Source organism: Microbacterium sp. Be9, from assembly GCF_011754135.1.
Lineage (GTDB): Bacteria > Actinomycetota > Actinomycetes > Actinomycetales > Microbacteriaceae > Microbacterium > Microbacterium maritypicum_A.
This window is the reverse complement of sequence record NZ_WNWT01000003.1, coordinates 271425-287720: the sequence shown is the minus strand read 5'-3', so window position 1 is coordinate 287720 and position 16296 is coordinate 271425. Positions and strand designations below refer to the sequence as shown.

Annotated in this window: 13 protein-coding genes; 3 read left to right on the top strand and 10 right to left on the bottom strand. The window is 68.6% G+C overall.

Features of this window, described 5'->3' with window-relative positions:
• The 4 genes from GLO27_RS04185 to GLO27_RS04170 all read right to left on the bottom strand — a co-directional run.
• A partial coding sequence (locus GLO27_RS04185) for a DUF222 domain-containing protein (protein ID WP_167253750.1) occupies window positions 1–517 on the bottom strand: 517 nt, incomplete at its 3' end.
• Window positions 518–655: 138 nt separating this feature from the next.
• Entirely contained in the window at window positions 656–1753 is a 1098-nt protein-coding gene (locus tag GLO27_RS04180; RefSeq protein WP_167253748.1) for a serine hydrolase domain-containing protein, read from the bottom strand.
• 111 nt (window positions 1754–1864) lie between these two features.
• On the bottom strand, window positions 1865–3028 hold the full coding sequence (locus GLO27_RS04175) for an acyl-CoA dehydrogenase family protein (RefSeq protein WP_167253746.1): 1164 nt from the start codon (window positions 3026–3028) through the stop codon (window positions 1865–1867).
• A gap of 152 nt (window positions 3029–3180) precedes the next feature.
• The gene (locus GLO27_RS04170; RefSeq protein WP_167253744.1) at window positions 3181–4110 is read right to left on the bottom strand and encodes a M15 family metallopeptidase; all 930 of its coding nucleotides are present in this window, start codon (window positions 4108–4110) and stop codon (window positions 3181–3183) included.
• 74 nt (window positions 4111–4184) lie between these two features.
• Between GLO27_RS04170 and GLO27_RS04165 the strand changes: the two genes are divergently transcribed.
• Together GLO27_RS04165 and GLO27_RS04160 are read left to right on the top strand one after the other, a co-directional pair.
• Window positions 4185–5276 (top strand): Rv2578c family radical SAM protein, encoded by a 1092-nt coding sequence (locus GLO27_RS04165; RefSeq protein ID WP_167253742.1) that lies wholly within the window; start codon window positions 4185–4187, stop codon window positions 5274–5276.
• A gap of 46 nt (window positions 5277–5322) precedes the next feature.
• Entirely contained in the window at window positions 5323–5862 is a 540-nt protein-coding gene (locus GLO27_RS04160; RefSeq protein ID WP_029259835.1) for a YaeQ family protein, read from the top strand.
• Between the two features lie 50 nt (window positions 5863–5912).
• Here the strand turns inward: GLO27_RS04160 and GLO27_RS04155 are convergent, their stop codons facing one another.
• Together GLO27_RS04155 and GLO27_RS04150 are read right to left on the bottom strand one after the other, a co-directional pair.
• Window positions 5913–6143, bottom strand: coding sequence for a hypothetical protein (locus tag GLO27_RS04155; protein WP_031206749.1), 231 nt, complete (start codon window positions 6141–6143; stop codon window positions 5913–5915).
• A 271-nt stretch (window positions 6144–6414) separates the two neighbouring features.
• Window positions 6415–8673, bottom strand: coding sequence for a DEAD/DEAH box helicase (locus GLO27_RS04150; RefSeq protein ID WP_167253740.1), 2259 nt, complete (start codon window positions 8671–8673; stop codon window positions 6415–6417).
• Between the two features lie 282 nt (window positions 8674–8955).
• Here GLO27_RS04150 and GLO27_RS04145 point away from each other — a divergent pair, with 282 nt between their 5' ends.
• Window positions 8956–9852: an aldose 1-epimerase family protein gene (locus tag GLO27_RS04145; protein WP_167253738.1), complete on the top strand. Its 897-nt coding sequence runs from the start codon at window positions 8956–8958 to the stop codon at window positions 9850–9852.
• A 131-nt stretch (window positions 9853–9983) separates the two neighbouring features.
• Here the strand turns inward: GLO27_RS04145 and GLO27_RS04140 are convergent, their stop codons facing one another.
• The 4 genes from GLO27_RS04140 to GLO27_RS04125 form a co-directional block, all read right to left on the bottom strand.
• A complete protein-coding gene (locus tag GLO27_RS04140) occupies window positions 9984–13196 on the bottom strand; it encodes an efflux RND transporter permease subunit (protein ID WP_167253736.1) in 3213 nt (1070 codons plus the stop codon).
• A 16-nt stretch (window positions 13197–13212) separates the two neighbouring features.
• A complete protein-coding gene (locus GLO27_RS04135; RefSeq protein ID WP_167253734.1) occupies window positions 13213–13800 on the bottom strand; it encodes a TetR family transcriptional regulator in 588 nt (195 codons plus the stop codon).
• Window positions 13801–14011: 211 nt separating this feature from the next.
• Window positions 14012–15193 carry a Gfo/Idh/MocA family oxidoreductase gene (locus GLO27_RS04130; RefSeq protein ID WP_318387009.1) on the bottom strand — a complete coding sequence of 394 codons (1182 nt, stop codon included), beginning with the start codon at window positions 15191–15193 and terminating at the stop codon, window positions 14012–14014.
• Between the two features lie 41 nt (window positions 15194–15234).
• A complete protein-coding gene (locus tag GLO27_RS04125; RefSeq protein WP_029258393.1) occupies window positions 15235–16293 on the bottom strand; it encodes a LacI family DNA-binding transcriptional regulator in 1059 nt (352 codons plus the stop codon).
• Between the last annotated feature and the right edge of the window lie 3 nt (window positions 16294–16296).

Below are 16296 nucleotides of genomic sequence, written 5' to 3'. Positions count from 1 at the left end.
CCTCCACCCGCACCACGAGCATGCGCACACCATCGAGCGCGAGCCCTGCCGCCTTCTCCACCAGCAGCCGCTCCCCCTCAGCGATCCGCTCCACCCCCGCCACAACCCGGCACCGATCCAGCGCCGCGATGATCACCGCCGCCGCCGGAGCCCCCAGCACCCCCACATCCAACGCCGCACTCACCAACGGATACCTCGCCGGCAGACGCGCCCCCAGAAGATCACTCCGCGGCGCCGTCGCCTCACCCACCCTGACAAGACGCGACGCCTCACCCCTCGACACCCCCGTCGCCACCGCGATCAACGTCGCCGGACTACGGAAACCCTGCTGCTTCGCCAGACTCCCCGCACCCAACTCCGCACGCGACTCCCGAGCAATACACGCCGCCACCGACACATGCACCGCATCCAACCGACGCCGCAACACCCCGATCGACGCGCTCACCACGATCAACTGCTCCCGCGACAACTCCCCCGAATCCCCCACACCCGCCCACACCTCATCCAAGCGAGACATCGCCTCATGCAACGCGGTCAAATTCGACATACTCGATTTTACCGCGACCACCACCGACATTCGAAGCTATATTCGAATAAATACCGGTGCACCGGCACCCCGAGAACACCGAGCGACGCCCGGCGGTGCCGGAGAGCGTCACTGCACGTCGGCGAACAGCCCCATGATCTCCGGGCCCATCTCGACCTGACTCAGCACGATCCCGAAGGAGCCGTCGGGATCGACCCAGAAGTCCGTCCCCTGCCCGCCCGACCAGCCGTAGCGACCCGCGTTCTCTCCCTCGGTCTGCACCGCAACGCCGAACCCCCATCCCGTGCCCTCCCAGAATCCCGGGAAGAAGCTGTCGTCGGTCTTCGCGCTCGACGGCACCTGGTCGGTGCGCATCAGCGCGAGCAGTTCGGGGTCGATGATGACGTTGCCGTCATGCCGTCCCCCTGCGGCGAGCATCCCCGCGAAAGCCGCATAGTCGGCCGCGGTCGACACGAGCTCCGAATGACTGAGGTCGAACGGAGCGGGCGCGACGGAGAAGCCCCCGGCGGCGGGCTCGATCTCGACCAGGGCGCCGTGCTCGTGACAATACGCGGCAGGCAGCCGGTACGCCTGGTCGAGGGGCACCGTGTATCCGGTATCGACCATGCCGAGCGGGGCGAAGAGGTCGCGTCGCAGATGATCTTCCAGCGAACCGTCGACCACGCGCGAGAGCAGGATCCCGAGGATCCCGAAGGAGTGGTGGTAACGCCATCCGGTGCCGGGTTCGAAGGCCAGCGGGAGCACGGCCAGCGCGTCCAGCCACTCCTGAGCGCCCATCGCGACAGGTTCCTGCCCTGCGGCCGTCCGGTTCCCGATCATCGCCTCCGCCAGCGGGGACGGCACGACCTGCACCCCGTATCCGGAGGTGTTCGTGAGCAGGTGCCGCAGCGTGATCGGCGTCGTCGCGGGTACGACGTCGTCGAGCGGGGCGTCCGGAGCGCGCAGCACCCAGCGGTCGGCGAGTTCAGGCAACCATCGCTCCACAGGGTCATCGAGCCGGAGGCGTCCCTCCTGCACGAGCCTCAGCGCCGCGACCGCGAGGATCGGCTTCGTCATCGACTGGATGCGGACGATCGCATCCGCCGGGAGATCGCCGGCCGTGACGATCTCGATGGCCCCGCCAGGAGCACCGAGCACGCCGATGATCCCCGGAGCGGTGCCCCGCGCGACGTGGTCTTCCATGATCTGCCGGAACAAGGTCGTCATGCCCTCGATTCAACCCGGCGGCAGCACCCGTGTCCACGCCTCGACGACGATCCGGCCGAGACGGGAAGAGGCCCCGGACGTCGCATCCGGGGCCCCTTCAGGTGCACGATCTCAGCGCTTGCCGACGATCTGACGGCCGACGAGATCGCGCATGATCTCGTTCGTGCCGCCGTAGATGCGGTGGACCCGGGCGTCGGTGAAGGCGCGCGCGATCGGGTACTCCATGATGTAGCCGTATCCGCCGTGCAGCTGCACGCCTGTGTCGAGCACCTCCCACTCGCGCTCGGTCGCCCAGAACTTGACCTTCGCCGCATCCTCCGCGGTGAGCGTGTTGTCCTTGTAGGCGAGCAGTGCGCGGTCGATGTACGCCCACATCGCATCGGTGGTCGCAGACATGTCGGCGAGCCGGAAGCGGGTGTTCTGGAAGTCGGCGATGCGCTCACCGAACGCCTCGCGATCCTTCGTGTAGGCGATGGTCCAGTCGAGGGCGGCCTGTGCGGCTGCGGCCGCGGCGACGCCGATCGAGAGACGCTCGAGCGGCAGGTTCAGCATCAGCTGGATGAAGCCCTGGCCCTCCTTGCCGCTGATGAGGTTCTCCTCGGGGACGAACACGTCGGTAAAGCTGAGCTCGGCCGTGTCCCAGCCGTGGAAACCCATCTTGCTGAGCTTCTTGCCCTGGTCGAAGCCCTCCATGCCCTTCTCCACGAGCAGCAGGCTGAACGCGTCGGGACGGTTGCCCTCACCGGTCTTGACGAACGTGACGACCACGTCGGCCGTCGTGCCCGAGGAGATGAACGTCTTCGCGCCGTTGAGGATGTAGCCGCCGTCGACCTTCTTGGCGTTGGTCTTGATGCCACGCAGATCCGAACCCGCTCCCGGATCGGTCATGGCGAGTGCGCCGAGCACCTCACCCGTGGCCATGCGGGGCAGCCACTTCTCCTTCTGCTCCTGCGTTCCCATGTGCACGAGGTAGGGCACGGCCAGGTCGTCCTGGATGCCGAAGGCCCCCGCCAGCGAACCGGCACCTGCGGCGATGACCTCTTCCATGACGATCGTGCGGAAGCGGTAGTCCTGCAGCATCCCGGCGCCACCGAACTCCTCGGGGACCGACAGGCCGATCAGACCCGCTTCGCCGGCGGCGCGCATGGTCCCCCGGTCGATCTCACCGGCGGCATCCCACCGCTCGATCGCTTCGCCTGTCACGTGGCGCTTGACGAAGTCCTTGACCAGGTCCCGGAAAGCCTCGTGATCCTCGTCGTAGATGTCGCGTTCCATGCCGTCCTCCTGAACGTCTCATGCATCGTTGCTCCGGTGATTCTATGTCGCAGCGGGGACGCGGGACAGGACGTTGTGAGAATGCATCCCATAAATCGTGACACTGGGTACCGCACTTGTCGGATGTCGCAACCGGGGCTTCCGCCCCCGATTCAGTGCGCGTAATCCGGCGCGGCAGGAAGGCCGAAGAACTCCTCGAGCGTGTGGAATCCGCCCTCGTGATAGGCCGCGGCGAGGTCGACTCCGACGTAGCGGAGATGCCACGGCTCCGGCGCATACCCCGTCACGGGGGTGCCGACCTGCTCGTAACGCACGATGAAGCCGTACTCCCAGGCATGAGCGGCGACCCAGTCGCTCTGCGCGGTCGCTCCGAAGCCGTCGAGGCCCCCGCACCCCGTGCCGCAGGCGACCACGTCGAGTGCGAGACCCGTCTGGTGCTCGCTGTGGCCGGGGCGCGCCGAGCCCGCATCCGCCTCGGCCTGTCCCTGTGATCGCACGTGGGATCCGTACGTCGTCACCTGCAGTCCGTAGGAGCGGTAGCCGTTGTTCGCGCCGAGGCGTCCCACGCCCGCGGCTGCGGCGGCATCCGCCATCCGCCCGACCGCCGCGGCCACGTCGGAGCGCACGCGCCCCGAGGGTGTCGTCATCTGCAGCGGCACGGAGTCGAGATTCGCCGGCTCGTACTCGGGCGGGTTCAGCGGCAGCGACTTGTTCACCACGACCCAGAGGCGCGCAGGATCGGTGAGCGAGACGCACGGAGCGTTCCCCGCGACGACCGCCTCGCGGAAGGCGGCACCGCCGCCGAAGCCCGCGATCGCCGCCGCATCGTCGCCGCTCGCGATCGCCTGCTGCACCGAAGGCTCGGCACAGGGGTCGGCTGCGGTCGTCGCGGCCACCCTGACCGGCGGAACCTGCATGACCGCGACCGGCACCGGCATCGGATCGGCACCTGAGGAGGACACCGGTCCGGAACCGATCGAGAGCAGGATGCCGATGGCAGTGAGGGCGACGCCGATCGGCAATGCGGGCCCGCGGATCGGGGACCGCGGAGCCGCATGCTGAGCGTGCGGCAGGAAGGGCATTGATCCATCTTCTCATTCGAAGATATGTTGCAGAGTGTCTTGCGATATCTTCGTCTTTCTGTTCGAATGGTCGAATGAGGTGGCAGGGACAAAAGCTCGGAGAGACGGACGCGGCGGCGCTGCCCGGCCTCGAAGACCGCTCGAGTGTGCTGCGCTCGGTGACCACCCCCGATTTCGCCGGCATGACGTTCCACGAGGTGCTGTCGAAGTCTGCTCTCAACCACGTCCCCGGTGCCTCGCGCATGCCGTTCGCGTGGACGATCAACCCCTACCGCGGATGCTCGCATGCCTGCGTCTACTGCTTCGCCCGCGGCACGCACGAGTACCTCGACCTCGACGGCGGGTCCGACTTCGACTCGCAGATCGTGGTGAAGGTGAACGTCGTCGAGGTGCTCGCACGAGAGCTGCGCAAAGGCAGCTGGGAGCATGAGACCGTGGCCCTGGGCACGAACACCGATCCGTATCAGCGCGCCGAGGGGCGATACAAGCTCATGCCCGGCATCATCGAGACGCTCGCGGCATCCGGCACCCCGATATCGATCCTGACCAAGGGCACGCTGATCCGCCGTGACATCCCCCTGCTCGCGAAAGCCGCCGAGCGCGTGCCGATCGACGTGCAGATGTCGATCGCGATGTACGACGACGACCTGCAGAAGGCGATCGAGCCCGGAGCCCCGACCACGCAGGCCCGGCTCGACACCGTGCGGGCTCTGGCCGACGCCGGGTTCCCCGTGACCGTGTTCCTCATGCCGATCATGCCGCACATGACCGATTCGCTCGCCGCGATCGACAGTGCCCTCGTGCGCATCAAGGAGGCGGGGGCGCGTAGCGTCATCTACGGCGCCCTGCATCTGCGACCGGGCGTCAAGCCGTGGTTCTTCCAATGGCTCGACACTCATCGTCCCGACCTCGTCTCGTCGTACCGGGGGCTGTATCCCGGGGCTTCCGCCGAGGCGCCCAAGGGATACCGGCAGTGGCTCGCCAAGCGCACCCGTCCGCTCATCCGCATGCACGGACTGGACGGCCGCCACGAAGACGACTACCCCCGGCGCGGGCTCCGACCGGGGCAGGGCCATGTGCAGACGAGTGCCGCCGCCGCGACCGCGGTGCGGTTCACCCCCAGCGCCCGAGCCGAGGCAGCGCCCGCGCAGCCGATGCTCTTCTGACCCCGCGGTCGGGCGCGCATCCCGCAGCCGCGTAGGCTCGAGGATCATGGCGATCGGTTCGACAGTCCACACATTCGAGGTGCAGCTCGCTGACACCGATCGCGGAGTCTACGAGGACTACTCGTTGCGCGTGGCCCGGCATCCGTCCGAGACCGATGCGTACATGCTCACACGCGTGCTGGCCTACGGGCTCGAGTTCGCCGAAGGCATCGCATTCGGCGGCAGCATCTCCTCGACGGAAGAGCCCGCAGTGCTCGTGCGCGACCTCACCGGCCTCGTCACCGTCTGGGTCGAGATCGGGGCGCCCGACGCCGAGCGGCTGCACTACGGCAGCAGGCTCGCCGAGCGCACCGTGGTGTACACCCACCGCGACCCCGCCAAGGTGATGGCGCCGTGGACCGACAAGCGCATCCACCGCCGCGAGGACATCCGCCTCCACAGCTTCGACCCCGGATTCATCGAGACCGCGTCAGCCCTGATCGAGCGCCGCAACACCATGACCCTCACCGTGACCGAGAACGTGATCTATCTCGACCTCAACGGCACGAACCTGACCTCCGCCGTGCACGTGCACGAGCTGTCCTGACCGACGCTCCGCGCCACCGCGCGCGATGAGACCGCACTCGTGGCTGCCCGTCAGGCCGATCCGTTCGGAGTGAATGGACTCGCGGGACCGTGGTGACGGCGGGTATCGGGGTCGACCCAGTTGCCCGACCCGGTCATCCGGTGCCAGCGCTTGTGGAACGCGAGATCGGTACCTTCGGCTTCGACGACAGCAGCACCGCACAAATCGCAGATACGAAGCATGATGATGTCACCGTCGGCGGTCGTGATCGAGAATGACTCCGCCGGGAATACGACGCCCATCGTGCTCTCCTCTCGCGCCCGCACCGACCGTCGAGGTCAGGTTCCGAGACCCTCTCAGGGTAGCTTCGCGCGACCCGGGCCGACACTGCGACACCATCCACCGTCATCACCCCGTGGAAGGCGTCATCTCGGCACGGAACCTCGGAGCGCTCGCTTCCGAACGTTCACAACTCCGGAGAGACGACGCCGAAGGGCCCCGGGAACGTGCTTCCCGGGGCACTTCTGCAGGATCGTCCTCGTTGTGCGCGGTCGCAGCCGGCGACCGACCGACTCAGGAGGTGAGGTCTGCCGCGGTCGGAACGCGACCGGCGATCTCCTCGATCACGTCGTCGTCGAGACGGGCGTTCTCGAACGGCGCATCGATCTCGGCGCGCTCGAGCAGCTCACTCATGCGGCGCTGACGCTGACGCGTGATCAGCGTGACGACTCGACCTGCGCGGCCGGCACGACCCGTACGGCCCGAGCGGTGCAGGTACGTCTTGTACTCGTCGGGCGCATCGGCCTGGACGACCAGATCGATATCGTCGACATGGATGCCCCGGGCGGCGACATCCGTGGCGACGAGCACGCTCACGCGCCCCGACGTCAGACGCTCGAGGTTGCGCGTGCGCTTGGCCTGGTTCAGGTCACCGTGCAGTGAGACGGCCGGGATGCCGGCGTCGTCGAACTGCTCCGCGAGCATGTCGGCGTAGGCGCGGGTACGGGCGAACACCAACGTCTTGCCGTCGCGGTCGACGAGCGAAGTGAGGATGTCGGCCTTGTCGCGGTGCTCGATCACGAGCACGCGGTGCTCGATCGTGCTGGAGTCCTGGTCTTCACCTGCGACCTCGTACACGGCCGGGTCGACGAGGAACTCGTCGACGAGTGCGGCGACCTCACGGTCGAGCGTGGCCGAGAACAGCAGCTTCTGGCTGCCGTCGGCGGTGTGACGCAGGATGCGCTGCACCGGTTCGACGAAGCCGAGCTCGCACATGTGGTCGGCCTCGTCGAGCACCGCGATGCGGCAGTCCGAGAGGTCGAGCTTGCCCTGGTTGATGAGGTCCTCGACACGACCGGGGGTGCCGATCACGATGTCGACGCCCTTCTTGAGCGCGCCCACCTGACGCCCCTGCGGCACGCCACCGTAGATCTGCGTGGTGAACAGCCCGACGCTGCGGGCGATCGGCTGGATGGTGCGGTCGATCTGCAGCGCGAGCTCACGCGTCGGAGCGAGGATGATCGCGCGCGGCGACCGCCCGAATTCACGGCGCTTGCCGGCCTGCGACTGCAGCACGCGCTCGACGAGCGGCGCGCCGAAGGCGATGGTCTTGCCGGAGCCGGTACGGCCGCGGGCGAGCACGTCGCGCCCGGCGAGGACGGCGGGGATGCTGGCAGCCTGGATCGGGAACGGCGTGGCCGCACCCATACCGACGAGGGTCTCGACGATGTTTGATCCGAGACCGAGGTCGCCGAAGGTCACACCGTCGACCTCGACCGCCGCGACGGACTTCGCCTCGAGGCGCTCGTGCACGACGTCATCGCCCGGCGTGAACTTCGCTCCGGTCGATGCAGGACGGCTGGTGGCGTTCCAGTCGTTGCGGCTCGGTCGCTCGTTGCGGGCCGGGCGCCCACGGGTGTCCGAGGTCAGCGGGCGCGGGCGCTCGGTGCGGTACGCGCCACCGGTCGACGGACGCGAACGCTCGTCGCGGCCGCCCTCGTACGAACGCTGTGTGCGGTCACGGTCGAAAGCGCGACGCGCGCGGTCGGCGTCGTATGAACGCTCGGGGCGCTCGGTGCCGCGATCGTTCGACCGGGTGCGGTCACCGGCGCGGTCATCGCGACGCGGGCGGTCGTCACGGTCGAACCGAGGACGCTCGGTGCCGCGGTCACGGTCGAACCGCGGACGCTCGGCACCACGCCGGTCGTCGCGACCCGGACGCCCGCCATCGCGGTGGTCGTTGTCACGGAAGCCCTGACGCTGGGTGCCGGCGCCGCGGTCATCGCGACGCGCACGGTCGTCGCGGTCGAACCGGGGGCGGTCGCCGCCGCGGTCGTCGCGGTACGTGCCGGGCCCGGTCGGGCGCTGTCCGGTCTGGCGCTGTCCGCCGCGGTCGTCGCGACGCGGACGGTCGTCGAAACGGCTTCCGGCGCTGGGGCGGTCGTTGTAGCGCGGGCGCTCGGAGCGCTCGTCGTTGCGGTGGTGCGGGGCCTCGCGGCGCCCGGACTCGGCGCGGTTGCGGATCCCGCGCGCCTCGTCGCGGCCGGCGCGCTCCGACGCACCCCAGCGCTGCTTGGGCGCACCCGACTCGGCTTCAGCCGAACGGTAGCCGCGGTGGCCGGCGCTGCGGCTGCCGGGGCGACGGTCGTACCCTCCCGCGGATGCAGCGGTGCGACGGTCGCCGGCATCCGCTCGTCCGCCGCGCTCATCGCGTGCGCCGTCACGGGCGGGGCCGCCGTTGTGACGGTCGTGGAAAGAGGTCTTCTTCGCGCCGTAGCGCGGTTCGAAGTTCGCGGACGGACGTCCGCCGCGGGGCTTCTTGTTCTTCGGCATTGCGGTGTCTTTCTGTGTTCTCGCACGAGAACAGCGCCGCGCGCACGCGCGAGCACCCTGCGCCTGGTCGAACTCGACCAGCGGGGTTCCGGACTGTCAGCGGCCGGGGCCATTCATGTGATGGTTGATTAGCGTCGAGCGACGCTCACCATCGGCCCCTGGACTCACACTTCACACACATAAAACGTCCGCGCCAACGCGCGGGTGTCCGAAGCCGACCGCTCAAGTGTAGCCGACGCTCCTGAGAGACCGCCGACCCGATCGTGGCCGTACGATGACGAGGTGAGTACCGCTTCCCCCACCGGCGCCCAGATCAGCCTTCGACGCGGCGGGGTGACCGCACAGATCGCACAGGTCGGCGCCTCCCTGCGTTCGCTGCGCATCGACGATGTCGACCTCGTACCGCCGTATCCTCTCGAGCTGCCCACGCCGGCCTGTTCCGGCGTGGTCCTCGTGCCCTGGCCGAACCGGGTGCGCGACGGAGAGTGGGACGACGACGGCACCGGACGGAGGCTCGCGATCACCGAGCCGAAGCTGAACAACGCGAGCCACGGCCTGTTGCGCTTCACCGCCTACGAGGTCTCGCACACCGAGGGCGAAGCCGTGCTGCGCGCGACCATCGTCCCGCAGACGGGATACCCGTACCTGATCGAGACGACAGTGGAGTACGCGCTCACGCCCGACGGCATCGACGTGTCGCACACGCTCACCAACCGGTCGACCACGTCCGCGCCCGTGGCCCTCGGCACCCACCCGTTCGTGACGATCGGCGACGTGGACCCGCATGACCTCGTGCTGCGGATCCCCGCGGAGACGGCGTTCGACACCGACGACAGGATGCTCCCCACCGGCACCCGACCGGCCGATGCCGCTCTGCGCGAGGGCGTCCGACTGGGAGACGTCACCCTCGACACCGGCTTCACGGATCTCGCCCGTGATCCCGACGGACGTGTGCACCATTCGCTCACCGCGCCGGACGGTCGCCGCGTGACGCTCTGGCAGGGCGAGGGTTTCGACTACGTGCAGGTGTACACGACACCCGCTTATCCCGGTCAGAGCCTCGCGGTCGCGATCGAGCCGATGACCGCACCGGCCGACGCCCTGAACAGCGGCCTCGGCATCCGCCGGCTCGCCCCCGATGAGACCTGGACCCTGCACTGGGGCATCACGCTGAGCTGACTCGACGCGCCGTGCCGCGAACTCCCCGACGAGAACAGAGAGCGAATGACGCCGCGCCGGCGAGTCGGATGGTGACTCGCCGGCCGCGGCGCACATGATCTCCGTTTCGGCCGGGCGACGCCGAGAAGGCGCTACTCCCCGCGCTCGCGCAGCTCGCGGCGGGTGAGCTGCGGCGCATGCGGCAGACCCGAGGCATCGATCAGCACCGGCTGAGCCGACACCACGGCGGCACCGGATGCATCCGGGCCGACAGGAGCATCCGGAGCCGAGGCTCCTCCGGCATCCGTTCCCCCCGCCTTGCGCGCCGCGCGTCGCTCCTTGGCCCCCTCGACGAGGTTGTAGAGCGTGGGCAGCACGATCAGCGTCAGCACCGTCGACGAGATCAGACCGCCGATCACGACGATCGCGAGCGGCTGCGAGATGAAGCCGCCGTGACCCGTGATGCCGAGGGCCATCGGAGTGAGGGCGAGGATGGTGGCGAGTGCGGTCATCAGGATCGGTCGCAGACGCTTCTCACCACCGGCCTTCACCGCCTCGATGGTCGACAGACCCTTCTCCCGGTACTGGTTCACGAGGTCGACGAGCACGATCGCATTCGTCACCACGATGCCGATGAGCATCAGCACGCCGATCAACGACGCGACGCCGAGCGGCACACCCGTGATGATCTGCAGCAGGATCGCCCCGGTCGCCGCGAACGGCACCGAGATGAGCAGCAGCAGCGGCTGGCGCAGCGACTTGAAGGTCGCGACCATGACCACATAGACGATCAGGATCGCCGCGAGCATCGCCAGCCCCAGCTGCGAGAACGAGTCGGCCTGCTGCGACGCGACACCGCCCACTTCGGCGGATGCACCGTCGGGCAGGTCGACCGCCGCGAGCGCGGTGTTCACGGACTGCGTGGCCGTGGCGAGGTTGTCGGACGCCGGCGGCACGGTGATCGTCGCGGTACGACGGCCCTGCTCCGTGGTGATCGAGGTGGGTCCGTTCTGCTGCTCGACGGTCGCGATGTCCTGCAGCTGCACGACGCCGGCGGGCGTCGGGATGGTGAGCTGCTTGAGCGCGTCGACCGTGGTCGGCGGGTTCGGGGTCACGATGTAGACCGTCAGCGCGGTGTCGTCGATCTCGACGGATCCCGCCTGCTGCGGGCGCATGGTGCCCGAGACGATGGCACCGACCGCGACCTCGGAGAGTCCACGCTGGGCGGCGGCTTCCCGGTCGACCACGACGGCGATGTACGGCAGCGACGCGGCGAGGTTGTCGCTCACCTGGCCGACGCCGTCCTTCCCGTCGAGTTCCTTGACCAGCGCGGTGGTCGCCGTCTGGAGGTCGTCCGAGCTCGAGGCGCTGACCGTGATCTCGATGTCGCTCGATCCGAAGCCGGCCGAGGCCGAGACCGCGACATCCCCGACATCGTCACCGAGGCCGTCGATCGCATCCTGCACATCCGCGCGGAGCTTCTCCTGATCGGCGTTCGAGTCGGTGAGCACCGAGTACGTGACGCCCGCACCGCCCGAGAAGGCGTCGCTGAGCGCCGAACCACTGGTGCCGATCGAGGCCTGTACGTGCTCGATGCCGTCGATGTCGAGCAGGGCGTCTTCGACCGCCACCGCCGCATCCGACTTGGCCTCGAGGCTCGCCGTCGGGCCGAGGTCCTGCGTGATCGTCATGGTGTTCTGGCCGGAGTCGCCGAGGAAGTTGACCTTCATCAGCGGCGCTGCGGCGAGCGTGGCGCCGAGCACGACGACCGCGAGGATCACCGTGACACCGGAGTGCTTGAGCGTCCAGCCCAGGATCGGCCGGTACTGGCGCTGCAGCCACGTCGGCGGCGCGTCCGGGTGCTCGGGGTCGATCGCATCGCCGTGCTCGTCGAGCAACGGCTTGCCCGGCTTGAGGAACCAGTAGGCGAGCACCGGCACGATCGTCAGGGCGACCAGGAGCGAGGCGACCATCGCGATCGTCACCGTCATCGCGAACGGCCGGAACAGCTCGCCGACCATGTCGCCGACGAAGACGATCGGCAGGAAGACCGCCACTGTCGTGATGGTGGACGCCGTGATCGCCATCGCGACCTCGCGCACCGCGAGGCGGATCGCATCGCCCTTGTCGGCATCGCCCACGTAGTGACGTTTGATGTTCTCGATCACGACGATGGAGTCGTCGACCACTCGACCGATCGCGATAGTGAGCGCACCGAGGGTGAGCACGTTCAGCGAGTAGCCGAACGCCTGCAGCCCGATGAAGGTGATGAGCACGCTGGTGGGGATCGAGATCGCGGTGACGAGGGTGGAGCGCACCGACATCAGGAAGACGAGGATCACGAGCACCGCGAACACCAGGCCGAGCATTCCCTCGGTGGCGAGCGTCTCGATCGACTGCACGATGAACGGCGCCTGGTCGAAGATCACGGTGAAGGTCGCGTCCGGGAAGGCGTCGCCGATCGTGTCGAGCGCGGCGATCACGCCGTTGGACACCTCCACGGTGTTCGCCGCGGGGAGCTTGGTGATGGAGATCGACAGCGCATCCTTGCCGTCGACACGGGAGATGGAGGTGACGGGGTCGGACTCCTGCACGACCGTCGCGACATCGCCGATCGTGACGTCGGTGCCGACCAGCGGAAGGGCGGCGATCTCCTCGACCGAGGTGATCTTCGCGCCCGTCTGCACCGTCAGCGTCTGACCGTTCTCGGTGATGTCGCCACCGGGGAACAGCGTGCCGTTCTGGTCGAGTGCGTCGTTGATCGCCGAGGTGCTCTGGCCGGCAGCGGCGAGCTTCGCCACGTCGGGCGTGATGCTGATGCGCTGCCCGACGCCACCCACGATCTCGGCCGCGTTGACGCCGTCGACGTCTTCGAGTTCGGGGATCGCGACCGATTCGAGCTGGGCCTGGGCGTTGTCGGCATCCTCGAATCCGGTGACGGCGACCTGGATCACCGGGAAGTCGTCGATGGAGACCGACAGCACCTGAGGGGTCACATCCTCCGGCAGCTGCGACGAGATGCGGTTGATCGCCTGCTGGATCTTCTGCTCGGCCGTGGCGAGATTCGTTCCGTAGGCGAACATCGCCTGCACGATCGAGGCGTTCGTGGTGCTGGTCGCCGTCGTCGACTCCAGACCGGGCACGCCCTGGATCGCCGCTTCGACCGGCGTGGATACGTCGTTCTCGACCACCTCGGGCGAGGCGCCGGGGTAGGTCGTCATGACGACGAGTGCCGGCAGCTCGAGCGAGGGGATGAGTTCCTGCTTGAGATTCGTGAGCGCGAGCCCGCCGAACACCGCCGCGACGATGGTGATGAGGGCGATGAGCGCGCGGTTCTTCAGGCTCAGGATGGCGAGTTTCGACAAGGCGGTTTCCTCGGTGTCAGGGTGTGGCTGTCGCTGCGGAAGGGGTGGAGACGTCGTCTCCGAGGATCCGCGCCAGTGCGGACTCGATGAAGGACTGGGTGAGACGGTCGTCGCGGATCTGCATGCTCCACATGACGCCGTCGATGAAGATCATCGCCGCTCTGGCACGGTCTTCGCCATAGGTCGGCGTGAGCAGGTCGACGAGGCGGTCCGACAGATGGCGGGCGAGATCCCGCAGGCGGGGGTCGTGCACGGCGGCGGTGACCACGGCGCGGTCGGCCTGCACGGCATGGTGGTCGTCCATGCTCTCGAACACGAGGGCGGCGATCACGTCGGGGCTGTCACCGCGTTCGGCGAGGGTCTGCCGCACGCCGTCGAGACGTGCGTCGACCTCTTCGGCGAGCGCGCGGAAGGCCGCGGCCCTGAGGTCGTCGAGGGTGTCGAAGTACTGCGTCGTCGCCCCGAGAGGCACCCCGGCACGCGCGGCCACCATGCGGTGTGTGACGGCGTCGGCGCCCACCTCGACGATGAGCTCGGCCGTCGCGGTCACGATCTCCCGACGGCGCGCCTCAGGGTCACGTCGCCGACGCTCCCCTTGCCTCATCCCGCCCCCTTGGACATCCGTACATGTACGTTTGTACATTTCAGGATTGTGAAGATGCTGGGAACGGACCTCGCCCTCGCTCCGCACGGAGTCGTGGACCTCCAAGGTGTCGGCGGCGAACGCAGGACCGGCGGTCAGGATGATGCGGTGCTGCACCAGGGAGGCGGGCACGTACATCCCCAACCCCAGCACCGCGAGGGCGGCGGTGCACTCATACCAGTGCGGCCTCGACCTGCCCGCGCTCGAAGTAGGCGACGAGATCGGGATCCAGCGGCGGGATCTCGATCGCGGAGCCGTCACCCCGCAGCGACGCGGTGGCGAGGATGCCGGCGGCGACGGCCTCGCGGGCCGCGACGGGCGACGTCTCGGTGAGTCCGCCGTGGCGCACGAAGCGCAGGAACTCCGCGACGAGCAGGGCGTCCGCACCGTCGTGCCCCGCGTCGGGCACCTCCGGGACGATGAAGGTCTCGTCGGCCGCCGCCGCTCCGGCATGACGCCGGTTCCACAGCTTGACCTCACTGCCGGCCACGTCGCCGAAGTTCTCGATGCGGCCCTCGGTGCCGATCACGGTGTAGTTGCGCCAGTAGTCGGGCGTGAAATGGCACTGCTGGTACGACGCGAAGATGCCGCCCTCCAGCTGCATGTTCACCATCGAGATGTCCTCGACGTCCACCACCGGGTGCAGACCGGTCAGCGCCGTCGGCGGCCAGTTGTCCATGCTGAACCAGTCGGGCATCCGCTCCCCCGCCCTGTCACGACGGTCGGTGATGTCGCCGTACACGCTCAGCGCCCCCATCCCGGAGACGCGCTCGCTGTAGGCGCCGGCGAGCCAGTGGATGATGTCGATGTCGTGGGCGCCCTTCTGCAGCAGCAGTCCCGTCGTGCGTCGGCGATCGGCGTGCCAGTCCTTGAAGTAGAAGTCGCCGCCGTGACCGACGAAGTGCCGCACCCAGACGGCCTTGACCTGACCGATGCGTCCGCTCTGGATCAGACCGCGCATCAGCGTGATCACGGGCATGTGCCGCATGTTGTGGCCGATGTAGAGCCCGGTGCCGGTGCGGCGTGCGGTCTCGAGCATCGCGTCGGCGTCGGCGAGGTCGATCGCCAGGGGCTTCTCACAGAACACCGGAACTCCGGCTTCGAGGGCCCGGATGCTGAGCGCGGCGTGCGTGTCGTCGGGGGTGAGCACCATGACGGCGTCGACGCCGGAGGCCAGCAGCTCGTCGAGAGAGTCGGTGACGAGCGCATCCGGCACGAGAGCGCGGGCGTCGTCGCGAGCGCGCGGTGCGAGGTCGCACACGGCGCTGATGCGCGAGCCGTGTCCCGGGCGATGCACCTCTTCCTGGAGGGTCGAGCGCGCGCCGAAGCCGATGATGCCGATCTGGAGATCCACGATGGTCCTTCTGTGTGATGAGTCTGTGCCGGATGCCGAGGTCAACGAGCCCGCGGTGCGGGGGCGTCGAGGTCGGTCGATCCGCCGGGGAAGAGCGCCCACGCGAAGTCATGCAGGCGCCCGGGGGTGGGTTCGGTCTCGAGGGCGCGGTCGACGATGATGCGCGCCTGCCGCTCGTAGAAGTCGGTGGGACCGACGGTCGTGAGCGTGGGCGCGATCAGGCGGGAGTCCGGGGTGTTGCCCACGCCCACCACCGCGACGTCGTGCGGCACCCGGAGGCCGAGCATGTGCGCGGCGTTGATCGCGGCGATCGCGGCGAAGTCGGTGGTGGCGTACACCGCTCGCGGTCGGTTCTCCCCCGACAGCAGCTCCACCGCGGCGGTGAAGGCGCTCGCTTGGGTGTCGGCATACGTCACCGTCCAGCTCGGGTCCGGTTCGATGCCGGCGGCCGCCATCTTCTCGACGTAGGGCGTGTAGCGCGTGATCTGCGTGCCGGCGAGGCGCACGGCTCCCTCCGCGGCGATGCATCCGATCGTGGTGTGCCGCTCCAGCAGATGGTCCATCGCGATCTCGCAGCCGGGGATCGCATCCGAGCGGATCACGTCGAAGCCCTCGGGTTCGAGATGTTCGGAGAACACCACGAGACGCTGACCGCGACGCACGAGGTCGTCGAGGTTCTGCCGCGCCTTGTCGTCGAGGCCCACGCCGTCGAGGTACGCCACGTCGCTCTCGACCCGGTCCAGGGCCGCGTGCCAATCACCGTCGGCGAGGATCAGCGTGGTGAGCCCGTGCTTGTTCGCCTCGGCGTTCACCGCGTCGGCGACCGCCAACGACCACGGGTCGCTCAGCATGTGCAGCGAGAGCTGCACCATGCCGCTGCGTCCGGTGCGGATCGCCCGCGCTGCACTGTTCGGGCGGTAGTTCAGCTCATCGGCTGCGGCCAGCACGCGTGCGGCCGTGGCTTCGGCGACGCCGGCACCCGACGCCGCCCCTGCGCGTCCGGAGAACACATACGACACGGTCGCCGTCGACACACCGGCCCGTTCGGCCACCATGCGCAGTGTCGGGCGCCGGGGCGCCTGGTGCTCGCTCTTCGCCATGTC